The following is a 22,992-nucleotide window of genomic DNA, read 5'->3' as shown; positions in this document are numbered from 1 at the left end:
ATTATCACCTTTTTTTTAATCTTTCTAAATAATTATCAAAATTAATTTTCATTTCTTCAAAACTATCGCCACCAAATTTTGCTACCATCTCGTTAGCTAAAACGTAGGCAAGCATATTCTCCGCTACTATACTTGCTGAAGGTACAGCACAAACATCTGATCTTTCAAATTGAGCTGATGTTTCTTCCTTAGTTTCCATATCTACAGTTTTTAATGGCTTTTTCAATGTGGGAATAGGTTTCATGATAGCTCTTATAACAATATCTTCTCCATTGGAAACCCCTGCCTCTATGCCTCCTGCATTATTGGTTTTTCTATAGTATCCTTTCTTGCCATGATATATTTCATCATGGACTTGAGATCCTAACTTACTTGCAGTAGAAAATCCTAATCCAAATTCAATACCTTTTATTCCTGGGATACTCATTATACTAAAAGCTATTTTACCATCTAGCTTTCTATCCCAATTTGTATAACTTCCCAATCCTACAGGTATATTAGTTCCAATTACCTCAATAATTCCTCCCAAAGTATCTCCTTCCTCTTTGGCTTTGTCTATTTCATATAATATCTTTTTTTCTGCATCCTTGTCCAGCACTCTAACGATAGACCTATCTGTTTTTAATAGATCTTCCTTGTTAATATTATTATAGATTTTTTCTGAAATTTTTATATTTCCAATCTGAATTATGTGACTAAAAATATGAATATTAAATTCCCTTAATAACAATTTACATATACCACCTATTGCAACTCTCATAGCTGTCTCTCTGGCGCTAGCTCTTTCTAATACATTTCTACCACCTTTATGATTGTATTTTAGAGCACCAGCCAAATCTCCATGGCCTGGTCTGGGTTTTGTCACTTCGACTAAATCTATATTTGTTCCTTTATTTCCTATAATAATAGATATTGGATTCCCAGTAGTATAATCCTTGTTTACTCCAGATAAAATTATAATTTCATCTTTTTCAATAGCCATTCTTTCGCTCCTACCATATCCTTTCTGTCTTCTGGATAGTTCATTATTTACAAAATCCATGTCCATATATAGATTTGAAGGAATACCTTCTAATATACCTAATAGTCCTTTACCATGAGATTCTCCAGCAGTTAAGTATCTAATCAATATTATCACCTTCCACTGAAAAACTTCTACCTATGCAAGGAAGAAGTTCTATTTTAAATATATTATATACTATTAACGATAATTCTTCGTTAAATAATTGGCTAGATTATATACACCTATGATAATTCCAAAACCAATAGACAGAAAAGCCATTATCTTATAATATATTGGATAGTCAACAATAGACGAAATCAGATACAGGATTATTCCTAAAATAATAAATTTATATATTTTATCCTTACGATAAAGACTCAGTTTCTCCTTAATGGATTCTCTTCTATATCTGTACTTATCGATTATTAATTCCTCTATTTCTTCTTTTACCGGATAAGCCCCTATTTTTATTAACATCTTCTTTATTTCATCATAATCTACTAGTAAATAATCCGTTTCTTTTTTAACTTCATCAGCAAAATAAGAACTAGTTACAATAATACCATCTTCAATATTTTTAACTTTCATTTCTTCAATATAATGCTCTAAATCTTTTAAAGTAACCTTATTATCCAGTGAATTTTTAAAACATTTAACACCATATATATCACCATCAACTTCCCCAATGTAATTAATATGACTATTATATTGGAAAAAAGAAGTGTTGTAATACTTTTCCAATAATTCTTTTACATATATAAAAAAATCTCGATTTCCATATTTGGCAATTTCTTTAGTAATTTGTTTATTTGCTATATCCTCATTAATCTCTAATATTTTCCTATATCTAACTCTTCCCTTATAGGCTATTAAAATTATCAAATATATTCCCATTAATATCATAGTAAATACTATTGATAATATAATTTTTTTTGTTGAGTTAAAAATAGTTATTAAAAAAAACAAAGTCAATAACAAAGATACAAATATCCAATCAATTAAAGATGCATGAATGCTCTTTCCATCTTTAATTCTACTAGTATAATAGCTATTAAGTATCATTTGTTTTCTTATACGTTTAAAATAATCTTTAAAATTTAATAATATATCCATTATTATCTTTTCCTTTCTTAATCAGCATATAACCTATTATTTGTATTATTGCCAATATAGATAAGAATAATAATATAATTCTAATAAATATACTGATAAAGAATTCTTCCGGTAACATTTGTATCAATAAATCGGTCTTCGGATTTAATAGCCATAGATCATTATCAAAAAATATTACATGAAAATATGTAAAATACTTGTTAAAGTCTATCATGGAAAAAATAAGTAATAGTAAAAATAATCCATGCCATATAAAGGGACCATAAAACATAGAAATGCCAAGGCTCTTCCATTTCCCTTTAAATTGTAAAATTCCTATTGCCAATATTGAAAGTATAAATGTTATTTTTTTTAAAAAAAATCCATATTTAAAAAGTAATTGTACATCTTCCATATGCCTTATTTCTTTTTGATTAAAATAAGGAGATAATACTTGTCCATCTAAATCTTCTTTTAAATAGTCTAAAATTATTTCTGTTATTTCTTCAAGTTCTTCTTTTGACTTCTCTGTCGCATGAGTAATATTATGTTTATCATAAGATTTCAAAAATATATTTTTATTAAATGTGTTAACCTCTATACTGTATAATAAAAAGCAAAAAGGTAAAGTTATCATCAATATAATTACTAAGATTTTTTTCAAAAACAATCCCTCCCTCTTCTTATTATGCCTTTTAAAATTATAGAAGTCTATAAAAAAAGATTGAAAGATTAAATTCTTTCAACCTTTTTAGTTTATCCCATTGCCTTTTCCAATTTGTCTAAATATTTGATAGGAAACATTCTCAGTAATTCCTTATATTGTTCAACAGTAAGACCTTGTACAGTTGTATATATTTCTATTTTCCCATCAACATCGGCTTTTCTAAATCTTTCTTTTATGGCTTCAAAGGTTTGATTGACTACCATATATTCACTCCTTATATTACTATTATAAGATAACCTTATAAAATTATTATGTTAAAAGAAGTGTTTTTTATACGGATGTAATCTTAAATATTATAATTCCAAATCATCAGGAATTTCCCAATTATGATAGATATCTTGTACATCATCATTATCCTCTAATATTTCTATAAGCTTTACCATGTTTTTTACATCTTCATCATCATTTAACTCTGTAGTATTCTGAGGTAAGAAAGCTAATTCTGCTACAGCAAACTCAAAACCGCTATCACTTAATGCATCCCTAATTTCATTAAAATTCTCTGGACTCGTTATAATTTCATAAACATCATCGTCACTACTAAAATCTTCAGCGCCTAAATCAATAGCTTGAAGCATTAACTCTTCCTCATCTATTTTATCGTTTTTTTCTATTGCTAAAATTCCTTTTCTATCAAACATAAACGAAACACAACCTGATTGGCCTAAATTGCCACCAAATTTATCAAATGCATGTCTTATATCGGAAGCTGTTCTATTTCTATTATCCGTAAGACAAGAAACAAATACTGCTATTCCACCTGGACCATAGCCTTCGTATACTATGTTTTCATAGCTGTCAGCTCCCAATTCCCCACTACCTTTTTTTATAGCCCTTTCAATATTGTCATTTGGCATATTGGCAGCTTTAGCTTTTTCGATAGCCGCTTTCAAAGCTGGATTATATTCTGGATCTGCTCCACCTTCTTTCGCTGCTACCATTAAATATCTGCCTAGTTTTGTAAATTCCTTAGCTCTTCTTGCATCTTCTTTACCTTTTTTATTTTTAATATTATTCCACTTAGAGTGACCTGCCATCTTTACTTCACCATCCTTAAATTATTGCTAATACATTTTAACATAATATTAAATAATGAGCATCCTTTTTATTTATTTTTTGGTATATAAATAGGTGGAAAATTTCTTTTATGTTCACTATTATTATTCATTTTTTTTATTCTTTCCACCAAATTCTTAGGTCCAGTTTTGTTAATAATATAGTTATCTAAAATATCGTATCCAAATCCCATTTCATCTTCATCGGTTTGGTTTTCCCATAAGCCAGCTGTAGGTGGTTTCTCAATTATTTCTTTAGGAATATTTAGATACTTAGCCATATCCCAAATATCCTTTTTAACAAAGGAAGCCAATGGTAATAAGTCTACACCACTATCACCATGTTTAGTAAAATACCCAATGGTAAATTCGCTTTTATTACTAGAACCTATAACTAAATAATTATAGTTTTGTGCAAAATAATATAATGTGGTCATCCTCAATCTAGGTTTTATGTTAGCCATTGCTAATTTGTTTACAGACTTAAAATCAAATGATTCAATAAATTCATCATAAACCTTTGAAAGTTCTACCTTTTTAGTTGTTAGTCCTAAACTTTCTGCAACAAGCAACCCATGTTCTTCATCTAATGGATTGCTATGACAAGGCATTATTATGCCCAAAGAATTATTTGGAAAAGCTTTCTTGGATAACGCCGCCACTACCGCAGAATCAATACCACCACTTAATCCAAATACCAATCCTTCTCCACCAGCTTCTATAGCTTTATTTCTTAACCATTCTATAATATCGTTGCAAATCTTCTCTATATTTTCCATCTTACTACCTCCACGGTTTATACTTTTGAGTATAAGTTATGCATTTATGGTAAGATTAATAATTAGTAACAATAGGTATTTAACCTTATTAATTATACCATAAAGGAGTTAATTATGCATTCAAAACCTCTTAAATTAGTTGGAATTGGATTAGCAACAGGTCTAATAAATGGATTATTTGGTTCTGGGGGAGGAACTTTGGTAGTACCTGCTCTAGTATTTTTACTTGGTATAGAAGATTATAAAGCTCATGCAACTGCTATTTCTATAATACTACCCTTATCTATAATTAGTTCTTATATTTATTTTAAAAATAATATTATTAGATTTGACATTGGATTAAGTATAATCTTAGGTGGAGTTATAGGCAGTATTTTAGGTGCAAAACTTCTAAATAAAGTTCCTATCCCAATATTAAGAAAAATATTTGGCAGTGTTATTATATATACTGCAATAAGGATGATAGTTAAATGAAATTATTTATTATCGGGCTCTTATCTGGAATAATTAGCGGCATGGGAATTGGAGGAGGTGCAATCCTAATTCCATCCTTAGTGTTTTTTAGCTCATTAGAACAACAAGAAGCTCAGGGAATCAACCTAATGGTATTTATACCTGTAGCTATTGTAGCTTTAGTAGTTCACTCTAAGGAAAAGAACATTGATTTTAAATATGCTAAATGGATTATTCTGGGAGGAATAGGCGGTGCTATGATAGGATCTCTTTTAGCAATGAAAATAAACCCAGATTCCCTAAGAAAATACTTTGGGATATTTCTTCTATTTATTGGTATATATGAATTTTTCAAAAAGAAATAGGTTTGAAAATACCTATTTCTTTTCAAGTTCATTTAATGTAGCTAAAACACAATCATTATATATGATTTTAAAACCTAATTCTGTGGCTTTTTCTATAACTTTATCATCATAAGTTCCTGGCTGAAACCATATATAATCAATATCTAGCTCTTTAGCTTCCTCTAAAGTTTTTAGACTAACTTTGGGAGGAACTACTAAATCAATTACATCTATTTTTTTTGGCACTTCTTTTAAAGAAGTGTATATTTTTTCCTTTTGGATATAATCATATTTTGGATTGATTCCATAGGTTTCATAGCCATGGTCCAATAGTTTTTTCCATATTTTATATCCATACTTTTCCTTATTAGGAGTTACTCCTACTACAGCCCAAACCTTTTTATCTAACATTTCTTTCTTTATCATAGAATCACCTCAATATATTTATACCCCTTAGAGCTGTATTAATTTAATCATTTTATCCTTTTGCCATTTTTCATAGAGATGTATTCCTCGCTTATGTTTTCAATAATTCCTCGACCACTAGTTATATCAATAATAGTCTTCTTAAAATAATCCACTTCTGAAAATTTAATATAAACATAAATATTTACTGCGTCATCATATACTACATCATCTACTAGATAACCCTTGGTCATAAGATAGTTTTCAATAGTCCCATATATTGTATAATCTATCCTAATCTTTAATTTAGTATGGAGTACCTTATCAATTATTATTCCTGCTTCTAATCCAATTTTTGCCCCTTTAGTATATGCTCTTATAAGCCCTCCAGTACCTAATTTAATTCCGCCAAAATATCTAGTAACTACTACTACCACATTTCTAAGTTCTTCTTTCTTTATAACTTCTAATGCTGGTATTCCTGCTGTTCCAGAAGGCTCTCCATCATCGCTAAATCGTTGAATATTATTATCTTCTCCGAAAACATAGGCATAAACATTATGAGTTGCATCCCTATGCTTACTCTTTATTTTTTCAATAAAATCTAGGGCTTCATTTTCTGATCCGATAGGCATTGCATATCCAATAAATCTTGATTTGTTAATTACCATTTCATCTTCCCCATATCTATGTATAGTTCTATAAATATTATCCATTCTGCATCTCCTTTCATCTTAAATCTATAAAGGTATAGCCTCACTTCTTTAAAACGAATCAATTCCTCAATTATTTTTTATACACAAACATTATATCATATATTAATTCTATGGTTTACCGTTCTTGATACAACAATGGATAAAGCAGACTTTAATTATTAAAGTCTGCTTTATCCATAACACTAGTCTATGCATAAATCTGGTCTATTTCATAATCCTTAAACTCAAGATACTTTTTATAAGACAAACTCACTAAGGATTTATCCTGACTGTAAGTAATCATTTCTATAGCCTTATCTATCGGATAAAATCCCCCATCTTTAAAACCTTCTTCTTTATTTATATTATAATGGTTACCTAACGACTCCATGACATACCAGATTATAATATTACATACCGCTTGTTTTCTAGATAAAGAAAAAAATTCGTAACTAGTTTCTCCAGCAGTAGAAACGATGTTAGCATCTACACCCGTTTCATACTTAACGCGGCTAATGGCCGTTTCTGTTGGAAGAGAACCGTTACGAATTTTCCCTTTAGGTAATACCCATTCATTTTTCTCATTTTTTAAAATCAAAACCTTATCCCCATTAAATACCACACCACCTGCACAATTTCTAACAATCATAGAAATCAGCCTCCTTTTTTATCTTACTATTATCATACCCAAAATTCTTTAATTATTCAATGAATATTTATATTTTTTTAAAAATTAATTCTATTCAAAATATGCTAAATGATGAATTCTAAATACTTTTCATAATCTTGTGAACTTATATTTAAACTTAACTCTGTACCATTTTCTTTGTATTCAATAGAATCTACATTATAGTTTTCTAAAAAATAATTAACTAAATATTGGCTATCATAAGGTATCAATAGAGTAACATCCTTATATTTAATAGGTAAATTATCCTGAATTAGTTCCATTAATTCATTTAAATTAATCCTATCTTTGCTAGAGATGAAAATCTTTTTATCTACATATTTATTATCAAATAATAAATTACTAATATTTGCTTTATCCATTTTATTGAACACTGTAATTATTGGCTTATCTAAAACCTCTAATTCTGTTAAAATATCAGTAGTTGTATTTATCTGTATATCTAAATCTTCACTTGAAGCGTCTACAACATGAAGAATTAAGTCTGCATATAGAACCTCCTCTAATGTACCTTTAAATGCCTCTACTAAATGGGTTGGAAGTTTACTTACAAAACCTACAGTATCCGTTATTAAAAAAGCTTGCCCATTAGGCAACTTTCCTCTTCTCAAAGATGTATCTAAGGTTGCAAAAAGCATATCATATACAAAAACCTTTTTAGATTCATCGTATTCTTCGTTCATCTTAATAATACTATTTAATAATGTAGATTTGCCAGCATTTGTATAGCCTACCAGTGCTACTATAGGAAGGTTAGAATCCTTTCTCTTTTTTCTCTTTATATCCCTTGTTTTTCCTGCTTCTTTTAAAGCTTTTTCGATATTATTAATCTCTCTTAATATATGACGCCTATCCGTTTCAAGTTTTTGTTCACCAGGCCCTCTAGTCCCAATTCCACCACCTTCTCTAGACAAATAATCTCTAAATCCTACTAGTCTTGGTAATCTATATTTGAGTTGGGCTAATTTGACCTGTAATTTACCTTCCTTAGAAGTGGCCCTATTAGCAAATATATCCAGTATTAAATTGGTTCTATCTACAATCTTTTTATCAATTATTTTTTCTAAATTTCGTAACTGAGCACCTGATAATTCATCATTAAATACCACTGTACTAATATCTAATTCTTCACAGTAATTTTTTATTTCAATTGCCTTACCCCTACCAATAAAATAGGCAGGATCTATTGAATATTTTCTTTGAATAACTCTTCCTAAAACTATACCTCCAGCTGCATTTACTAGTTCTTCTAATTCATCCATAGAATTATCTATATCTATGCTATCTGTTGTTAGCTCTACTCCTACAATCAAAGTTCTTTCTCTTCTTATAGCTCCTTCAATCAATATATCACCCTTTCAGATTAACATAACAGTTTATTTACCAGTATTATACCATTAATCCACTATATTTAATATACCCTCTTTAGGTATATTTACATATTGTTCAGGTACATCTCCTACGATAATGGTTTCAGCTATTGGTATATTTGTGGTAATCCTTAAAGTTTCAGATTCTAAAGGAACTATCATTTTTATATCCGTAACTACGATTATATATATCCTATGTCTAGTTTGATTAATACCTGTTGACTCAAATTCTGTTGCAAAATCTACAGACACTGACCCTTGAGGAATGATTTTTATTTTTATACTTGGCAAATTAATTAGTTGAGTGTCGAAAGCATTCCTTAAAGGCACTTTTATTATAGATTCAGAAATTTCTTTTAATTGCTCTTGTACTTCCAATGCTACTTCAGAAGCTATGCTGTTCATTAAAATTGTATTGGCTTGCATAAGCGTTACTTTCCCTTCATTATCATATTTGACGAATATTAAATCATTATAATTTATGTCCCTTTTTATTTTATTTTTTATAGTATCATTTATAGTTTCTGTAGTTACTGATCTAGCTTTAACTTCTGCAATTGCTGTTACAGTAGGAGCAATATTCTTGTCAATATATTTATATATGTATAATCCTAATAATAACAAGATTATAATCCATAATAATAATCTTTTTCTTTTTATTATATTTAGATAGTATTTCACAAAAATCCCTCCTAATATATAATATATGTATAATATACTGATTAAGGATAATAATTAAAAAACCAGACTATATATTTTAATAATTCATTTTATTAACATTCTTTGATATGTGTGGTATAATTGATTTGTTTACTACCTTTTTTTAGATTAAGGAGGTATTTTGATGTCAGAAGACAATAAGAAAAAATCAAAGCCCAAATGGAAGAAAAAACTTAAAATTTTCTTTTTACTATTAGTTGTACTAGCTATTATAGCAGCAGGAGCAATTACCGGCATAGTTATTGCTATCGCCAAAGATGCTCCCAAAATAAATCCAACTAATATTAGTTCATTATTAAATCAAACATCATTTATATTGGATCAAAATGGTAATGTTTTGGAAAAAATTCAGACTGAAGAATATAGAACTATTGTAGATATCGATCAGATGCCTAAACATTTAAAAGATGCTTTTATTGCTATTGAAGACGAACGATTTGAGGACCATATAGGTGTAGACCCAAAAGGTATTGTTAAGTCAGCTATAGACAATGTTAAAGCAGGCCATATTGTAAGAGGTGCCAGCACAATAACTCAACAATTGGCTAAAAATCTCTATCTTTCTAATGAAAAAAAGTTTGATAGAAAAATTAAAGAAGCTTACCTAGCTCTGCAAATAGAAAATGCATTAACAAAAGATCAAATTTTAGAAGCATATTTGAACAGAATTTTCTTAGGCCAAGGAGCTTATGGTGTTCAAGAGGCTGCCCAAACTTATTTTTCAAAAGATGTTGAAGATCTGACTATTGCTGAGTCTGCCGTTTTAGCAGGTATCATTCAGAGCCCTACTAGATATGCTTTATATCAAACCTTAAAACCTGAAGATTTTGATGCTGAAAAACATGTTGAAGTTGGACAGGTAGATATTTTAGGAGAAAAATATATTGCTGTCTACAATGAAAAGGCTATAAATCGTCAAAAAGTTGTATTAGGAAAAATGTTGGAATTGGGCAAAATCACCGAAGATGAATATAATGCTGCCTTAAATGAAGATATTAAAGCTAAGATAAAACCAGGGCAAAAGAAAATTCAAGGTATTTCTTCATATTTTAACGATTTTATAAAAGTTCAAGTTATGGATGCATTGATGAATGAACTTGGATATTCTAGAGAAGAAGCTGAGGAAGAACTATATACTGGTGGACTTAAAATATATTCTACTATGGATTTAGAGCTTCAAAGAATTTTAGAAGATATATATAATAATTTCACTGAAGTCTTATTAGGTAATCCAGACAATATAAAAGGTCCTGCTTTAATAAGTTGGAAACTTAATAAAGCACAAAATATTATTGATGATAGAAATAATATTTTATTTTATAGGCAAGAAAATATATTAAATGAAAACTATAACCTTATAATAGAAAAAGGTACCTATGAAATTGCTGATGGAAAGTTGATAATTAATAATCCAAAATTAACTCTTTACAAGAGTAATATAGATATAGCAGATTACTATACTATAGATGGCAGGAAAAACTTAGTTACCTATAGAATGGGTTCACTATCATTGCCTGAAAAGGACTTTTCTATAGGAGAAGATAAATCCTTAACTATATCTAGCAATTTTTTAAAGGATAATTCTGATTTTTATCAAATTGATGAAGAAGGTAATTTGTTAATAAATGAAAAATATTTCTATAGACAAGATGAAGGAATAGTACAACCCCAATCAGCTACTGTCATAATGGACTATAGAACTGGACAAATAAAAGCATTGGTAGGAGGTAGGGATGTAGAAGGTAATCGGATTCTTAACCGTGCTACTTCTTCTGCAAGACAACCTGGTTCAACTATAAAACCATTGGCTGCATACTTACCTGCTTTAGATAATGGATATACTGCAGCTACACCTATTGATGATATACCTTTTTATGATGGTAACGGCAATAGATGGCCTAATAATTGGTATACAGGATATAAAGGTATCCATACTTTAAGGCGTTCAGTTGAGCAGTCTGTAAATGTAAATTCTGTGAAGACAGTTGAAGCCATTGGTGTTGGTACTTCTATGGAATATTTAAGCAGAATGGGAATAATAAATAAGGATAATCCTTCTAAAGATAATTTTGTAACAAGTGCAGAAAATAAAACTAGTAATGATGAAAATCTATCTGCCTTAGGATTAGGAGGTATGACAAAGGGATTAAGCCCACTAGATATGACTGCAGCTTATGGTTCTATTGCAAATAGTGGTACCTATATCAAGCCTATATCTTTTACAAAAATATTAGACAAAGATGATAATATATTATTAGAGAATAAACCAAAAGAAAATACTGTTGTTTCACCTCAGGTAGCATATATAATGAGTGATATATTAAGAACAACTGTATCTAACGGTATAGCAGGAAGAGCTCAAATACCTAATATGCCAACAGCAGGTAAAACCGGTACAACCCAGGATAAAGCAGATGCTTGGTTTGTTGGATTTACCCCTTATTATGTAACAGGTTTATGGATAGGTAATGACTCTCCTCAGATTAAATTAAATCAAGGTAGTGCAATGGCTGCTCAACTATGGAAAATTGTAATGACAAGAGTTCATGAAGGATTAGAAACCAAAAATTTCGAACAACCGGCAAATATTGTTTCAGTAAATATTTGTACACAATCTGGTAAATTAGCAACAGAACTATGCAGCCGTGATCCTAGAGGTAGTACTATTAGAAAGGAAATATTTGTCGAAGGTACTCAACCTACTGAATTCTGCGATACTCATGTGGAGGTAGAAGTGGATATTACCACTAACAAAATTGCTAATGAATATTGTCCCGAGGATAGTATAGGAAAAAGAGTATTTATTAAAAGGGAACCACCTTATGATCCTGCTAGTAATGGAGGTATAGTTCCGTCAGATTATCAATATACTGTTCCAACAGAAGTTTGCGATATACATGATAAGGATAATTGGATTAGCGATTGGCTAAATGATCTAATAAATAATGGAAATGACGAAGATAGTGAAGATGAGTTTGATGATAATAATGGCGATAATAGTAATAATAACGGTAATAGCGATAATAACAATGGAAATGAAAATGATGATGGAAATAATGAAAACAATCATTAAGAGGAGCCAATTCTGACTCCTCTTATCCTTTAGTCTTAGGATTTGATACGATTGCCATAATATATCCAAATATAATAGCTGCCGCTATCCCTCCTGCTGTTGCCTCTAGACCTCCCATAAAGGCACCTATTACACCTTTCGATTTCGCCCCTTCAATAGCCCCTTTACTTAAAGCATACCCAAATCCAGATATAGGCACAGAAGCTCCGGCTTCTCCAAATTTTACTAATGGTTCATATAAACCAACAGCTCCTAAAACTACACCTGATACTAAGAATATTACTAGAATATGAGCTGGAGTCAATTTAGTAGTATCTAAGAGTATTTGTCCAATTACACATATTAATCCTCCTACTAAAAAAACCTTTAAATATTCCATCTATATCATCCTCTCTATTCAACAAGATTATCTATAGTTACAGCATGAGCTATCCCTGGTATAGATTCACCTTGCAAAGTTGATATTGGTGAATGCAAAGCTCCAGTAGCGATTAGCAATACTCTATTTAAATTTCCTTTCATCATTTCCTTATAAATATAACCATTAAAAACAACAGCTGCACAGGCACAACCGCTTCCTCCAGCATGGGTATCCTGCTCTACACCATCAAATATCTTTATCCCACAGTCAGAATAATTCTCAGAAAGATCATACCCTTCCTTTTTCATTAAATCCAATAATATCTTTTTACCAACCATTGCTAGATCCCCAGTAATTATTAAATCATAAGCATTAGGGTTATACCCTGTATCCTTAAAATGTTGTGATATAGTTTCAAGTGCCGCTGGTGCCATAGCAGCTCCCATATTATTAGCATCTGTTATTCCTAAATCTTTAATTTTACCGGTAGTAATGTAGGTTATATATGGACCATTACCAGTAGAAGATAATACTGTAGCACCCGCACCTGTTACTGTCCATTGTGAAGAAAAAGGCCTTTGTGAACCATATTCTAGTGGGAATCTATATTGTCTTTCAGCAGAACTAAAATGGCTAGAAGTCGCACAAACCACATTATCTGCAAATCCCCCATCTATTACCATAGCTCCTAAACTTAAAGATTCTGTCATAGTTGAACAGGCTCCATATAGTCCAAAATAAGGAATTTCTAATTGTCTTGCAGTATATGAAGAAGATATTATTTGATTTAGCAAATCTCCAGAAAAAAGATATTCAATATCATTAGGAGATAGATTAGCATTCGAAATTGCTAGTTTAATTGCTTCTTCTTGAATTCTAGCTTCAGCTTTTTCAAAGGATTCCTGTCCCCACATGTCATCTTCTAATATTAAATCAAAATAATCCTTTAGGGGACCATCTCCTTCCTTTGGCCCCACAATTGATGCAGTGCCAATGATAGATGGAGGATTAGCAAGCTTTACAGTTTGTTTTCCAATCCTTTTAATAGACATGATATCACCTTCCTTTTGAAAGTAATAAATATAAAATTCCCACAATAATCGAACTACTAATTCCATATACTAGGACAGGTCCTGCTATGCTAAACATTCTGGCAGCAACGCCAAAAATAAACCCTTCTCTTTTAAATTCCATAGCTGGAGAAACAATTGAATTTGCAAATCCAGTAATAGGTATGGCAGCTCCAGCTCCACCAATTTTTCCTATATTATCATATAACCCTAATCCTGTTAAAAAAGATCCTAAAAATACTAATAGTATAGAGGTAGCAGAAGTAACTTCCTTTTCATCTAATCCATATTTGAACAATATATTCCTAATAATTTGACCTACTACACATATTAATCCTCCCACTATAAAAGCAAATAGAATATTTTTAAAGTAGGTAGGTTTTGGTATCTTTTTTTCAGCATATCTTTGGTATTCTTTCTTTGTCATCTTATCCATATTTTCACTCCTAAGCTTTTTTAAATATTAACCAATAATATAAAGAACCTATTAATTTACCCAAAATTAATGCTGCAATAATAAATTTTAATTGATGCTTAGCTTTAAATTTTTTTGCAAATACTGGCATTACGTTTAATACCTCTGCCAATGCAGAAGCAAATAATCCATAAAATATACCGATAGCTATCCCAATCAAAACTGAAAAATACTTACTTATATTGATTTTAAAACTTGAAAAATATATAAAGCTAGCAATGGTTCCACCAATAATGATGATATATTCATATATTTTAATATATTCCTCAGTTTCAGTTATCTGAGTTACTCTAGGCACAATTTTTAATAGAGTTAAAAAAGCAGCAGCTGCACTGCCTACTGTAATTCCTGTGGAAGCCCCAATTATAGAAATTAAAATTGCTTTCCCATATATTTCACCACCTGTTTAGATCTTCAGTTTTTTGTTTTTTTAAGTCGTTAAGGATATTCTCTTCTACATCTTTATCATAAAGATAAAGCTCTAATTCCAGTGGCCCTGGCTCCTGTCTCCTTCTTTTACTAAAGCTAAATATCCTACTAAAAAATGCAAACATACCTAATCCAGTTCCTATAGATAAGGGAATTGTCAGTATTAATGGGTTATCTTTTTTTATTCCTGTAATAGTAAAGTATATCTTTTCCATAGATTTACTCATATTGACGTCTTCATAGAAGTTAATAATTGCAGCTCCAGCACCAAAGAATAACACTAACATAACAATAGCAATTTTAACAATATTAAAAATCCTACTGGGATCTTCCTTTCCTTTAACTTCCAATAATACATCAGGGCCTCCTATCAATGTAATATCAACATTTTCTATATTCTCTAATATCTTTGTGGTTATTTCATTACCTGAAATATAATCATACATTTCTTCGCTCTTACTATTATAGATTCTAACCTTTTCTACTCTTTTTTTAATATTGTCATCCTTGCAATAAACCTGCCCTATGTCTTCTACATACACATGAGTATTCAATTCTATTGAATACTTGGTATCAAGATTAATATATACTTGCTCATTAGCGATAACTATCACCCCTCATTATAGAATTTATAACAAACTTTGCCTTTTTTGGCACTTCCCTATTTGTACCTAATTCTCTATACCACAAAATACAACCAAATAAAAGTAAAGCTACTATTAAAATAGCCAAAACATTTCTTTTAGTTTTATGTATTTTCATTTTTTTATACATTTAATCACCCCATTCTACAATTATTATTCTCTTATATTTTTTTTTAATTCAAAAAAATTAAGGCATAATTTCATGCCTTAACTAACATTCTCTTCATCTCTTCTATTATCTTTTTTTCTATTCTGGATACTTGAACTTGGGATATTCCTAATAACTCAGCAACTTGAACCTGAGTTTTATCCTTAAAATATCTTAAAACAATAACTTGTCTATCTCTTTCCTTAAGTTTAGATAACATTTCTTTTAAAATTATTTTCTCGATAATATCTTTTTCTCTATCTTCTTCTGCGCTTATTTTATCAATTAAAAATAGAGGATTTCCTTCGTTCTGATGTACTACATCATATAGATAATCCGGATGATAAGAAGACTCTAAAGCCATTACAATATCCTCCTTATCAATATCTAATTCATCAGAAATCTCCTGTATAGTTGGTTCTCTACCCAATATTTTTGAAAGTCTATCCTGAGTATACTTTACTCTATTAGCAGTCTGCTTTAATGATCTACTTACTTTAATAAGTCCATCATCTCTTAAAAATCTTTTAATTTCTCCTGCAATCATAGGAACAGCATAGGTTGAAAACTTTACATCATAGGATGTATCAAATTTATCTATAGCCTTTAAAAGACCAATGCTACCTATCTGGAATAGATCATCCATCTCGTAGCCTCTATTGGTAAACCCCCTTAAAACACTTTTTATAAGACCCATATTATGCTTTACCAACTTATCCTTTGCTTCCATATCCCCATTTTGTGCTTTTCCAATTAATTCTATAGTTTCCTCATGACTTAATAAAACATAATCTCTATTCCCTTTTTTCATAGTATCTACTTCCTATCTGAAAGACTTTTAAAACTCTTTTTCATTTTAATTTTTGTACCTTTATCAATATAACTTTCAACCACTAACTCATCCATAAAGGTTTCCATAACAGTAAATCCCATACCGGATCGTTCTAAATCAGGTTTTGAGGTATAGAAAGGTTCCATAGCCTTGTTAACATCCTCAATCCCTTTTCCGTTATCTTCGATAGTTATTTCAATATTATTATTTTCAATTTCTGCCTCAACTATTACTAAACCTTCTCCGTATTCATATCCATGAATAATAGCATTGGTAACCGCTTCTGACACTGCCGTTTTAATATCTGATAACTCCTCTATAGTAGGGTCTAATTGAGAAGCAAATGCAGCTACTACTACTCTAGCAAAAGATTCATTATTAGACTTGCTCAAAAATTCTAATTTCATATAATTTTTCTCTATCATTTTATCATCCTCCTAATCCCTTATAGCTTCATCAATAGACGAATAGGTATTAACTATTTTTAACAATCCAGACATCTTCAGTATTCTATCTATATATGGATTTGTACTAATAACATAAACCTTTCCTTTTCTATCCATACAATTTTTATATCTACCCATTATAAGCCCAATACCAGAGCTATCCATAAAACTTAACCCCCGCAAATCCAAAACTATATTAAGTAGATTGTTTTTATAATATTGTTGATCAATCTTTTTTCTTAGATCTTCAGATGTATGATGATCCAATTCTCCCTTAAGCTTCACTATCAAATAGTTTTTTAAAACATCCATTGAAAATTCCAATTTATCCCCTCCTAAAAGATATTCTCTTTATATTTCTATTAATGTATCTTTTTCTCCTTCATAGAAAAACCACTATTTTTGTTACAAAAAGGAAAAAAGAGTCTTATATTTAATTAAGACTCTTTTAGAAAGTTATTCCTATATATTCTTACAAGCCAAAACAACTTGACTTAATAATATGGAGGTAGTGACACTACCTACTCCTCCAGGAACTGGAGTTATTTTATCTACCTTAGGCGATAATTTTTCATAATCTGCATCTCCACTTAATTTACCATTTTCATCTAGACTAACCCCTACATCTATTACAATTGAGTTTTCATTAAAATATTCTTCTCCAAAAAACTTAGCTTTTCCTAAAGCTATAATTACTACATCTGCTTTATTGGTAATTTCCTCTAAATTTTTTGTTCTAGAATGACAAATAGTAACTGTAGCATTTTCCTTTAATAACATCATTGCTAATGGTTTTCCTACTACCATACTTCTATTTACAACTACAACATTTTTACCTTCCAAAGGTATATCATAATACTTTAAGATTTCCATAGCAGCTTTAGGGGTACATGGTGCAAATCCATCCATATCTCCTTCAAATATTCTTTCTAAATTTAATGGATGCATACAATCTACATCTTTTAATGGATTAATAACATTTCTAATAATTTCCTCATCGATATGCTTTGGCAATGGTCTAAAGACTAATATTCCTGAAATATTATCATCATTATTTAGTTCTTCAATTAATTCAATAAGTTCTTCTGTCTTAATATTCACATTTTTTTCAAAAACCTTAGATTTAATACCTATATTATCGCAATTTTTAATAATGCTCTTTTCGTAGGAAATATCCCCTGGATTATTCCCTAACCTAACAATCGCTAATGTAGGTACCTTGCCATGTTTCCCTAGCTCCTCAATATCTCTTTTCATCTTTTCCTTAATTTGAGTAGCTACCACATTACCTTTTAATATCTCTGCCATAGTTTTGCCTCCTTCAAATATTATATTATTAAAATACTCTTTATATTTAATAAGCTATTATTTTCAATTTAATATAATTCATTGAATATCACCGATTTTATTATATCATAAAAGGCTAAATAAACAAGAAGCTGTTAGAAAATCTAACAGCTTCTTTACTAATTTATGGTGGCTTCTTTTTTTAGATCTTCTTCTTTAACAGATTTACCAAAGTATTTTACAATTCCAATAATAACTGCAGTTCCAATTAATAAAATTATTATTGGATGGGCTGAAAGATAACCTGCAAGTATATAGGATATTCCAGCAACAATAGCCACCGTTATAGAATAAGGCATCTGAGTCTTCACATGGTCTAAATGATCTGCTCCCGATGCCATAGAAGACATTATGGTTGTATCAGAAATTGGGGAACAATGATCTCCAAAAATGGCACCAGATAAAACTGTTCCCAGTGTAATTGTCATCATATGTGGATCTCCTCCACTTTGAACAAATGCATGTGCCATGGGAACAGCTAATGGAATAACGATGGCCATAGTTCCCCAAGCGGTCCCGGTAGCAAAAGATATTATAGCTGACATGAAAAATATTATTATAGGCAATATGGCAAAGGGGAAGTTTTTAGGAACTATTCCCACTAAAAATTCAGCAGTTCCCACATCCCCTGTTACGCTGCCCAATGACCAGGCTAATACTAAAATCATACACGCCATTAACATTGATTTTGCTCCATCAACCCAAGCATCAAAAGCTTCATCAACAGTAAATATTTTGAGGTCTCATAGTTGGACCAACGATTAAAGTATTTGCATAATCGTCGAAGAAAACAAACACCCCTAATAAGTAGGTATATAGTTGAGCAGATCTAGGGCTTTTTATTTTCCTGCCCAATGCCTTTGCTACTGCTATTGTTCCTCCCATCTTATTTACTACTCCTACCATTCCACCTATGGCTAGCAAAAATATTATAATTGCTGCGTTCCAGGAATCAGCTAAAGAACCTACTAAGTAATTATCCATTGTTCTTAAAAAACCATAAAAAGGATTCCATCCATTTAACATAGTAGCCCCAATAAATATTCCCAAGAACAGGGATACTAATACTTGTTTAGTTATAAATGCAAGAAGTATTGCCAATAACGGTGGTAGAATTGACAGCCAACCAAAATTTGCTGTACTTTCTCCTTCTGCAAAAACTGGAAGCGATAAAACTAAAATAAGTAATAATACTAAAACTATAGTTTTTAATCTAAACATACCTATACCTCCTTATAAATTATAATAGTAACCCTAGAAAATACCCCCTTTCTATTATATTCTTAAATATTTGTCTATAAATAAAACAGTAGCATCCTAAAGTTTATTAACTGGTACTACTGTTGTATTTTAATTAACAACCTGTTAATTAATCGTTATAACTGATCTGTTTATAATCAAATATTCCATTATTTTATATTTACATATTTTTTGAATTACTTACTTTTTATTATATTATATATTTACCTATCTATCAATATTTTTTCTGAATTATTGCAATATTCGAATATCTTTTTTGATTGTTTAAATTTTTTTAAAACATATATTTATTACATATATTTATTTATAGTAAAAGACCATAGAATATTTCCTATGGTCTAATTTGTTTATTATCCATATACTATTGTCTTTATTCAGGCTCAACGTGAACCATACAATGCTTAACATCATCAATACTATCTTCGATTAAATCATGTACTCTTTCTGCAATTTCATGACCTTCTGTTACTGAAAGGCTTCCTTTAACAAGTATATCCACATCCACATATATCCTGTTTCCAAAGATTCTAGTCTTTAAATTTTTTATATCTTTAACTCCTTCTACAGAAAAGGTTAAATCTTTTATTTTTTCTATAGTTTCGTCGTCTGCTGCCTGATCCACTAGTCCCCTTATGGATTGCATGTATAAATCTACACCTACCTTTATAATTAGAATACTTACTATAACTGCTGCTATAGGATCCAGTACCTTAAATCCCATTCTTGCTCCTAAAATCCCAATAAAAGTTCCAATTGAAGATAAAGCATCTGTTCTATGATGCCATGCATCCGCCTCCATAGAAAAGCTTTTAATCTTTTTGGCTGCTTTTATTGTATACCAAAACATAGCTTCCTTTGATATTATTGAAATCAAAGCAGCAATAAGAGCTATTCTACCAGGCGTTTTAATTTCCCCAGTTATCAATATTTTAATTCCTTCATAACCAATTAGAATCCCAGTAATAACCAAAAATATACTCAATATTTTTGCAAAAACAGGTTCATATTTCTCATGCCCATACGGATGGTTTTCATCTGCTTCTTTTGATGAAATTTTTAATCCAACAAGTACAACTAAAGTCGTAAGTACATCTGATAGAGTGTGAACTCCATCAGCTAGCATAGCACTACTCTGGCCTATAATTCCAGCAAAGACCTTAGCTGCAGATAAAATAATGTTTATTAATATTGTAATTATTGAAACCTTTACTCCCAATTCATAATTTCCCATATAACTCCCTCCACAATAATATAATATGTTAAATATCAATTTATTATCAATCTAAATAATATTAATTGATAATAAATGTAATTACTATTATATACCCTTAATTATTGGAAATCTACATTTTTAGCTAAATAGAAGTTATTATCATTTGATACTAATTATAGTTTTCTATTTATGAAAATTTAAAAACTACTGAACGATTTGCCCAGTAGTTTCCATAGAAATATAGACTCTATCTCCTATATTGTAATCATTTTGTCCATCATTATTTTTTTGCACTCTATAGATTTGAGATTTTGTCTTAACCTTATAATGGATAAATGAGCCTAAAAACAATTTTTCTTCAATAACGCCTTCTATTTCCCCTTTCTTTGAATCCATAATAATTTTCTCTGGTCTAATGAAGTCTAAATTTCCATTTCTACTTTTAATTGAATTAGACCAACCGATAAAATTTAATACAAATTCAGTTCTAGGATTATTATAGACTTCCTCTGGGGTTCCTATTTGTTCTAGCCTTCCTTTATTCATTATCAATATTCTATCAGCAATAGATAAAGCTTCTTCTTGATCATGGGTAACAAAGATCATTGTAATATTAAATCTCCTTTGAATTGCTTTAATCTCATCTCTCATCCTTATCCTTAATTTGGCGTCTAAATTTGATAAAGGTTCATCTAATAGTAATACTTTTGGATTGATAATTAATGATCTAGCTAAAGCTACCCTTTGCTGTTGTCCTCCACTTAACTGGGTTACTTTCTTATCTTTTTCTTTTCTTAATCCTACTATATCCAAATATTCTTCTCCTTTAATTAGAGCAGCTTTTTTTGAAAAACCTCTAAATTTTAATCCATAAACAACATTTTGTATTACCGTCATATGCGGAAAAAGAGCATAAGATTGAAAAACAGTAGATACAGGCCGTTTTTCTGGAGATAGATTAGTTATATCTTCACCATCAATATATATTTCACCAACTTCAGGTTTTAGAAAACCACCAATAGTCTTTAAAACCGTAGTCTTACCACATCCACTTGGTCCTAATACACATATAAGTTCACCTTTATTCACTTCAAAACTTAGATTATCTACTGCTGTCAAATCCCCAAATTTTTTAGTTAAATTATCTATCTTAATAAACATTTTTTTCCTCCAACAAGAATTTTGAAAAGGTAATATTCACAACTAAAGTAATAAGAATTAGCATACAAGCAATTACCGATCCTATCCTATACTCACCACTTTGTATAGCATCAAACATTACAAGAGTAGCAAGTTTCTTTCCAGGATATACTAAAAATATTATAGAACCTATGGTAGTCATAGTTGCAGTAAAGTTATTAACAAAGGATATTAAAAATGCTGGCTTTGACATAGGAGTTATTACATCTTTTAATATATATATATCATGAGCTCCCAAATCCTTACAAGCTTCTGTTACTTGAGGGTTTATTTGGGAGATAACTGCACTACTAGCCTTTGTAGGCAATGGCAACTGTTTAAAAATACAATTCAAAATTACTATTAAGCCTGTTCCCGTAAGTTCTAATGGATATTTATTAAAAGCTAAAATATATCCTAATCCAAAAAATGTTCCCGGAATAATATAGGGCATTGTAGAAATAAAGTCTATGATCTTCATTCCTTTAATTTTTCTAATTTCTAAATAATAGGAAATTAAAAAGCCTATAATACTTCCAACAGCACCAGTAATCAAAGAATATAGAATACTTCTTAAAAAACTTCCCGAAATATAATTTTTAGATTCTTTTATATTATCAAAAGTAAAATACATGGTTCCAAATCTTTGTTTTGTCATTGCAGAAATAAAGATGGATAGATACTGTAAAATCATCATAGTTAGGAACAAATATGCTATTATCTGAAATAACCTAGGAAAAAACCCCTCTATCCTGACCATGGTTTCATTAGATTCTCCCCGAAGATTAGTTCCTGTTATAATATTTGAATCCTTTAAAAATATTCTATATAAAATAAAGGCTATAATAGCAGGTATAAATAATAATATACTAATAGCTGCAGCCATAGGCAAATTCGAATAAGCTACTACATTTAAATAGGCCTGAGTAGCTAATACGTTAAAGGATCCTCCTATAATAATGGGCGTGCTAAAATCTGCTAGGGATCTAACAAAAGTAAGTAACCCCACTACAATAATCCCGGGTCTCATCAATGGTATAAGAATCTTTGTAATAGTATAGGATGAATTCCCTCCTAAATCCAAAGAACTATTAAATAGACTTTTATCTATGCCGTTAATAACTCCAATTAACATTAAAGCATTTAGTGAAGTAAATCCAAGGGATTGCATAGCTACTATTCCT

29 protein-coding genes are annotated in these 22,992 nt (G+C 30.2%); 3 read left to right on the top strand and 26 right to left on the bottom strand.

The features are described 5' to 3' along the window. Positions 1–4 precede the first annotated feature (4 nt). The 6 genes from aroC to nadE all read right to left on the bottom strand — a co-directional run bounded on the left by aroC (position 5) and on the right by nadE (position 4,656). Positions 5–1,129, bottom strand: a complete 1,125-nt coding sequence (gene aroC, locus C3E89_RS12180) for a chorismate synthase (protein ID WP_272876622.1) — start codon at positions 1,127–1,129, stop codon at positions 5–7. Positions 1,130–1,201: 72 nt separating this feature from the next. Beyond that, positions 1,202–2,116 carry a hypothetical protein gene (locus C3E89_RS12175; RefSeq protein WP_236913212.1) on the bottom strand — a complete coding sequence of 305 codons (915 nt, stop codon included), beginning with the start codon at positions 2,114–2,116 and terminating at the stop codon, positions 1,202–1,204. Further along, a complete protein-coding gene (locus C3E89_RS12170; protein ID WP_236913211.1) occupies positions 2,094–2,759 on the bottom strand; it encodes a TIGR01906 family membrane protein in 666 nt (221 codons plus the stop codon). The genes C3E89_RS12175 and C3E89_RS12170 overlap by 23 nt, the downstream gene beginning before the upstream one ends. A 92-nt stretch (positions 2,760–2,851) precedes the next feature. After that, positions 2,852–3,025, bottom strand: coding sequence for a hypothetical protein (locus C3E89_RS12165; protein WP_236913210.1), 174 nt, complete (start codon positions 3,023–3,025; stop codon positions 2,852–2,854). Between the two features lie 90 nt (positions 3,026–3,115). Continuing rightward, complete coding sequence (locus C3E89_RS12160) at positions 3,116–3,859, bottom strand: YebC/PmpR family DNA-binding transcriptional regulator (protein WP_236913209.1); 744 nt, start codon at positions 3,857–3,859, stop codon at positions 3,116–3,118. A gap of 68 nt (positions 3,860–3,927) precedes the next feature. Continuing rightward, entirely contained in the window at positions 3,928–4,656 is a 729-nt protein-coding gene (nadE, locus tag C3E89_RS12155; protein WP_236913208.1) for an NAD(+) synthase, read from the bottom strand. A 114-nt stretch (positions 4,657–4,770) separates the two neighbouring features. Here nadE and C3E89_RS12150 point away from each other — a divergent pair, with 114 nt between their 5' ends. Continuing rightward, complete coding sequence (locus C3E89_RS12150) at positions 4,771–5,130, top strand: sulfite exporter TauE/SafE family protein (RefSeq protein WP_236913207.1); 360 nt, start codon at positions 4,771–4,773, stop codon at positions 5,128–5,130. Beyond that, positions 5,127–5,474 carry a sulfite exporter TauE/SafE family protein gene (locus C3E89_RS12145; RefSeq protein WP_236913206.1) on the top strand — a complete coding sequence of 116 codons (348 nt, stop codon included), beginning with the start codon at positions 5,127–5,129 and terminating at the stop codon, positions 5,472–5,474. Before C3E89_RS12150 ends, C3E89_RS12145 begins: the two co-directional genes overlap by 4 nt. Before the next feature lie 12 nt (positions 5,475–5,486). Here C3E89_RS12145 and C3E89_RS12140 read toward each other — a convergent pair whose 3' ends face one another. The 5 genes from C3E89_RS12140 to yunB all read right to left on the bottom strand — a co-directional run bounded on the left by C3E89_RS12140 (position 5,487) and on the right by yunB (position 9,292). Next, entirely contained in the window at positions 5,487–5,879 is a 393-nt protein-coding gene (locus tag C3E89_RS12140) for a CoA-binding protein (protein ID WP_236913205.1), read from the bottom strand. Between the two features lie 47 nt (positions 5,880–5,926). Next, positions 5,927–6,574, bottom strand: a complete 648-nt coding sequence (locus tag C3E89_RS12135) for a YigZ family protein (protein ID WP_236913204.1) — start codon at positions 6,572–6,574, stop codon at positions 5,927–5,929. 187 nt (positions 6,575–6,761) lie between these two features. Next, a complete protein-coding gene (locus C3E89_RS12130; RefSeq protein WP_236913203.1) occupies positions 6,762–7,202 on the bottom strand; it encodes an NUDIX hydrolase in 441 nt (146 codons plus the stop codon). Positions 7,203–7,306: 104 nt separating this feature from the next. Continuing rightward, positions 7,307–8,587, bottom strand: a complete 1,281-nt coding sequence (gene hflX, locus C3E89_RS12125) for a GTPase HflX (RefSeq protein ID WP_272876621.1) — start codon at positions 8,585–8,587, stop codon at positions 7,307–7,309. Between the two features lie 51 nt (positions 8,588–8,638). Further along, positions 8,639–9,292 carry a sporulation protein YunB gene (yunB, locus tag C3E89_RS12120; protein WP_236913202.1) on the bottom strand — a complete coding sequence of 218 codons (654 nt, stop codon included), beginning with the start codon at positions 9,290–9,292 and terminating at the stop codon, positions 8,639–8,641. A 163-nt stretch (positions 9,293–9,455) separates the two neighbouring features. Here yunB and C3E89_RS12115 point away from each other — a divergent pair, with 163 nt between their 5' ends. Further along, on the top strand, positions 9,456–12,404 hold the full coding sequence (locus C3E89_RS12115) for a penicillin-binding protein 1A (protein ID WP_236913201.1): 2,949 nt from the start codon (positions 9,456–9,458) through the stop codon (positions 12,402–12,404). Between the two features lie 22 nt (positions 12,405–12,426). Here C3E89_RS12115 and spoVAE read toward each other — a convergent pair whose 3' ends face one another. The 15 genes from spoVAE to C3E89_RS12040 form a co-directional block, all read right to left on the bottom strand. Further along, complete coding sequence (gene spoVAE, locus C3E89_RS12110) at positions 12,427–12,783, bottom strand: stage V sporulation protein AE (protein ID WP_236913200.1); 357 nt, start codon at positions 12,781–12,783, stop codon at positions 12,427–12,429. A 14-nt stretch (positions 12,784–12,797) separates the two neighbouring features. Beyond that, the gene (gene spoVAD, locus C3E89_RS12105) at positions 12,798–13,817 is read right to left on the bottom strand and encodes a stage V sporulation protein AD (protein ID WP_236913199.1); all 1,020 of its coding nucleotides are present in this window, start codon (positions 13,815–13,817) and stop codon (positions 12,798–12,800) included. Positions 13,818–13,821: 4 nt separating this feature from the next. Then, on the bottom strand, positions 13,822–14,271 hold the full coding sequence (spoVAC, locus tag C3E89_RS12100) for a stage V sporulation protein AC (protein ID WP_236913198.1): 450 nt from the start codon (positions 14,269–14,271) through the stop codon (positions 13,822–13,824). 10 nt (positions 14,272–14,281) lie between these two features. After that, positions 14,282–14,656 carry a stage V sporulation protein AB gene (locus C3E89_RS12095; protein WP_336512975.1) on the bottom strand — a complete coding sequence of 125 codons (375 nt, stop codon included), beginning with the start codon at positions 14,654–14,656 and terminating at the stop codon, positions 14,282–14,284. 49 nt (positions 14,657–14,705) lie between these two features. After that, entirely contained in the window at positions 14,706–15,353 is a 648-nt protein-coding gene (locus tag C3E89_RS12090) for a stage V sporulation protein AA (RefSeq protein WP_236913196.1), read from the bottom strand. After that, on the bottom strand, positions 15,337–15,513 hold the full coding sequence (locus C3E89_RS12085) for a hypothetical protein (protein WP_236913195.1): 177 nt from the start codon (positions 15,511–15,513) through the stop codon (positions 15,337–15,339). The genes C3E89_RS12090 and C3E89_RS12085 overlap by 17 nt, the downstream gene beginning before the upstream one ends. A 70-nt stretch (positions 15,514–15,583) precedes the next feature. Further along, complete coding sequence (sigF, locus tag C3E89_RS12080; RefSeq protein ID WP_236913194.1) at positions 15,584–16,342, bottom strand: RNA polymerase sporulation sigma factor SigF; 759 nt, start codon at positions 16,340–16,342, stop codon at positions 15,584–15,586. 5 nt (positions 16,343–16,347) lie between these two features. Further along, positions 16,348–16,785, bottom strand: coding sequence for an anti-sigma F factor (spoIIAB, locus tag C3E89_RS12075; protein ID WP_236913481.1), 438 nt, complete (start codon positions 16,783–16,785; stop codon positions 16,348–16,350). A gap of 15 nt (positions 16,786–16,800) precedes the next feature. After that, a complete protein-coding gene (gene spoIIAA, locus C3E89_RS12070) occupies positions 16,801–17,133 on the bottom strand; it encodes an anti-sigma F factor antagonist (RefSeq protein ID WP_236913193.1) in 333 nt (110 codons plus the stop codon). Positions 17,134–17,271: 138 nt separating this feature from the next. Continuing rightward, positions 17,272–18,117 carry a bifunctional 5,10-methylenetetrahydrofolate dehydrogenase/5,10-methenyltetrahydrofolate cyclohydrolase gene (locus tag C3E89_RS12065; RefSeq protein ID WP_236913192.1) on the bottom strand — a complete coding sequence of 282 codons (846 nt, stop codon included), beginning with the start codon at positions 18,115–18,117 and terminating at the stop codon, positions 17,272–17,274. Positions 18,118–18,275: 158 nt separating this feature from the next. Continuing rightward, positions 18,276–18,839 carry a Na+/H+ antiporter NhaC family protein gene (locus C3E89_RS12060; RefSeq protein WP_236913191.1) on the bottom strand — a complete coding sequence of 188 codons (564 nt, stop codon included), beginning with the start codon at positions 18,837–18,839 and terminating at the stop codon, positions 18,276–18,278. Positions 18,840–18,876: 37 nt separating this feature from the next. Next, positions 18,877–19,377 carry a hypothetical protein gene (locus C3E89_RS12055; protein WP_236913190.1) on the bottom strand — a complete coding sequence of 167 codons (501 nt, stop codon included), beginning with the start codon at positions 19,375–19,377 and terminating at the stop codon, positions 18,877–18,879. Positions 19,378–19,786: 409 nt separating this feature from the next. Then, positions 19,787–20,647, bottom strand: a complete 861-nt coding sequence (locus C3E89_RS12050; RefSeq protein ID WP_236913189.1) for a cation diffusion facilitator family transporter — start codon at positions 20,645–20,647, stop codon at positions 19,787–19,789. Between the two features lie 186 nt (positions 20,648–20,833). Continuing rightward, a complete protein-coding gene (locus tag C3E89_RS12045) occupies positions 20,834–21,790 on the bottom strand; it encodes an ABC transporter ATP-binding protein (RefSeq protein WP_236913188.1) in 957 nt (318 codons plus the stop codon). After that, on the bottom strand, positions 21,780–22,992 hold a 1,213-nt coding region (locus tag C3E89_RS12040), incomplete at its 5' end, for an ABC transporter permease (RefSeq protein WP_236913187.1). The genes C3E89_RS12040 and C3E89_RS12045, both read right to left, overlap by 11 nt.

Source organism: Clostridium sp. Cult1, assembly GCF_021655095.1.
Taxonomy (GTDB): Bacteria; Bacillota; Clostridia; order Tissierellales; family Tepidimicrobiaceae; genus Schnuerera.
Note: the sequence above shows the minus strand (reverse complement) of the source record. Positions and strands in the feature narration are given on the sequence as shown.

Coding starts and splice junctions, on each gene's coding strand:
- C3E89_RS12175 (WP_236913212.1), bottom strand. CDS start 2,116: ATGGATATATTATTAAATTTTAAAGATTATTTTAAACGTATAAGAAAA.
- C3E89_RS12165 (WP_236913210.1), bottom strand. CDS start 3,025: ATGGTAGTCAATCAAACCTTTGAAGCCATAAAAGAAAGATTTAGAAAA.
- C3E89_RS12160 (WP_236913209.1), bottom strand. CDS start 3,859: ATGGCAGGTCACTCTAAGTGGAATAATATTAAAAATAAAAAAGGTAAA.
- nadE (WP_236913208.1), bottom strand. CDS start 4,656: ATGGAAAATATAGAGAAGATTTGCAACGATATTATAGAATGGTTAAGA.
- C3E89_RS12150 (WP_236913207.1), top strand. CDS start 4,771: ATGCATTCAAAACCTCTTAAATTAGTTGGAATTGGATTAGCAACAGGT.
- C3E89_RS12145 (WP_236913206.1), top strand. CDS start 5,127: ATGAAATTATTTATTATCGGGCTCTTATCTGGAATAATTAGCGGCATG.
- C3E89_RS12140 (WP_236913205.1), bottom strand. CDS start 5,879: ATGATAAAGAAAGAAATGTTAGATAAAAAGGTTTGGGCTGTAGTAGGA.
- C3E89_RS12135 (WP_236913204.1), bottom strand. CDS start 6,574: ATGGATAATATTTATAGAACTATACATAGATATGGGGAAGATGAAATG.
- C3E89_RS12130 (WP_236913203.1), bottom strand. CDS start 7,202: ATGATTGTTAGAAATTGTGCAGGTGGTGTGGTATTTAATGGGGATAAG.
- C3E89_RS12115 (WP_236913201.1), top strand. CDS start 9,456: ATGTCAGAAGACAATAAGAAAAAATCAAAGCCCAAATGGAAGAAAAAA.
- spoVAE (WP_236913200.1), bottom strand. CDS start 12,783: ATGGAATATTTAAAGGTTTTTTTAGTAGGAGGATTAATATGTGTAATT.
- spoVAD (WP_236913199.1), bottom strand. CDS start 13,817: ATGTCTATTAAAAGGATTGGAAAACAAACTGTAAAGCTTGCTAATCCT.
- spoVAC (WP_236913198.1), bottom strand. CDS start 14,271: ATGGATAAGATGACAAAGAAAGAATACCAAAGATATGCTGAAAAAAAG.
- C3E89_RS12085 (WP_236913195.1), bottom strand. CDS start 15,513: ATGTATAAAAAAATGAAAATACATAAAACTAAAAGAAATGTTTTGGCT.
- sigF (WP_236913194.1), bottom strand. CDS start 16,342: ATGAAAAAAGGGAATAGAGATTATGTTTTATTAAGTCATGAGGAAACT.
- C3E89_RS12065 (WP_236913192.1), bottom strand. CDS start 18,117: ATGGCAGAGATATTAAAAGGTAATGTGGTAGCTACTCAAATTAAGGAA.
- C3E89_RS12060 (WP_236913191.1), bottom strand. CDS start 18,839: ATGTTAATGGCGTGTATGATTTTAGTATTAGCCTGGTCATTGGGCAGC.
- C3E89_RS12055 (WP_236913190.1), bottom strand. CDS start 19,377: ATGTTTAGATTAAAAACTATAGTTTTAGTATTATTACTTATTTTAGTT.
- C3E89_RS12050 (WP_236913189.1), bottom strand. CDS start 20,647: ATGGGAAATTATGAATTGGGAGTAAAGGTTTCAATAATTACAATATTA.
- C3E89_RS12045 (WP_236913188.1), bottom strand. CDS start 21,790: ATGTTTATTAAGATAGATAATTTAACTAAAAAATTTGGGGATTTGACA.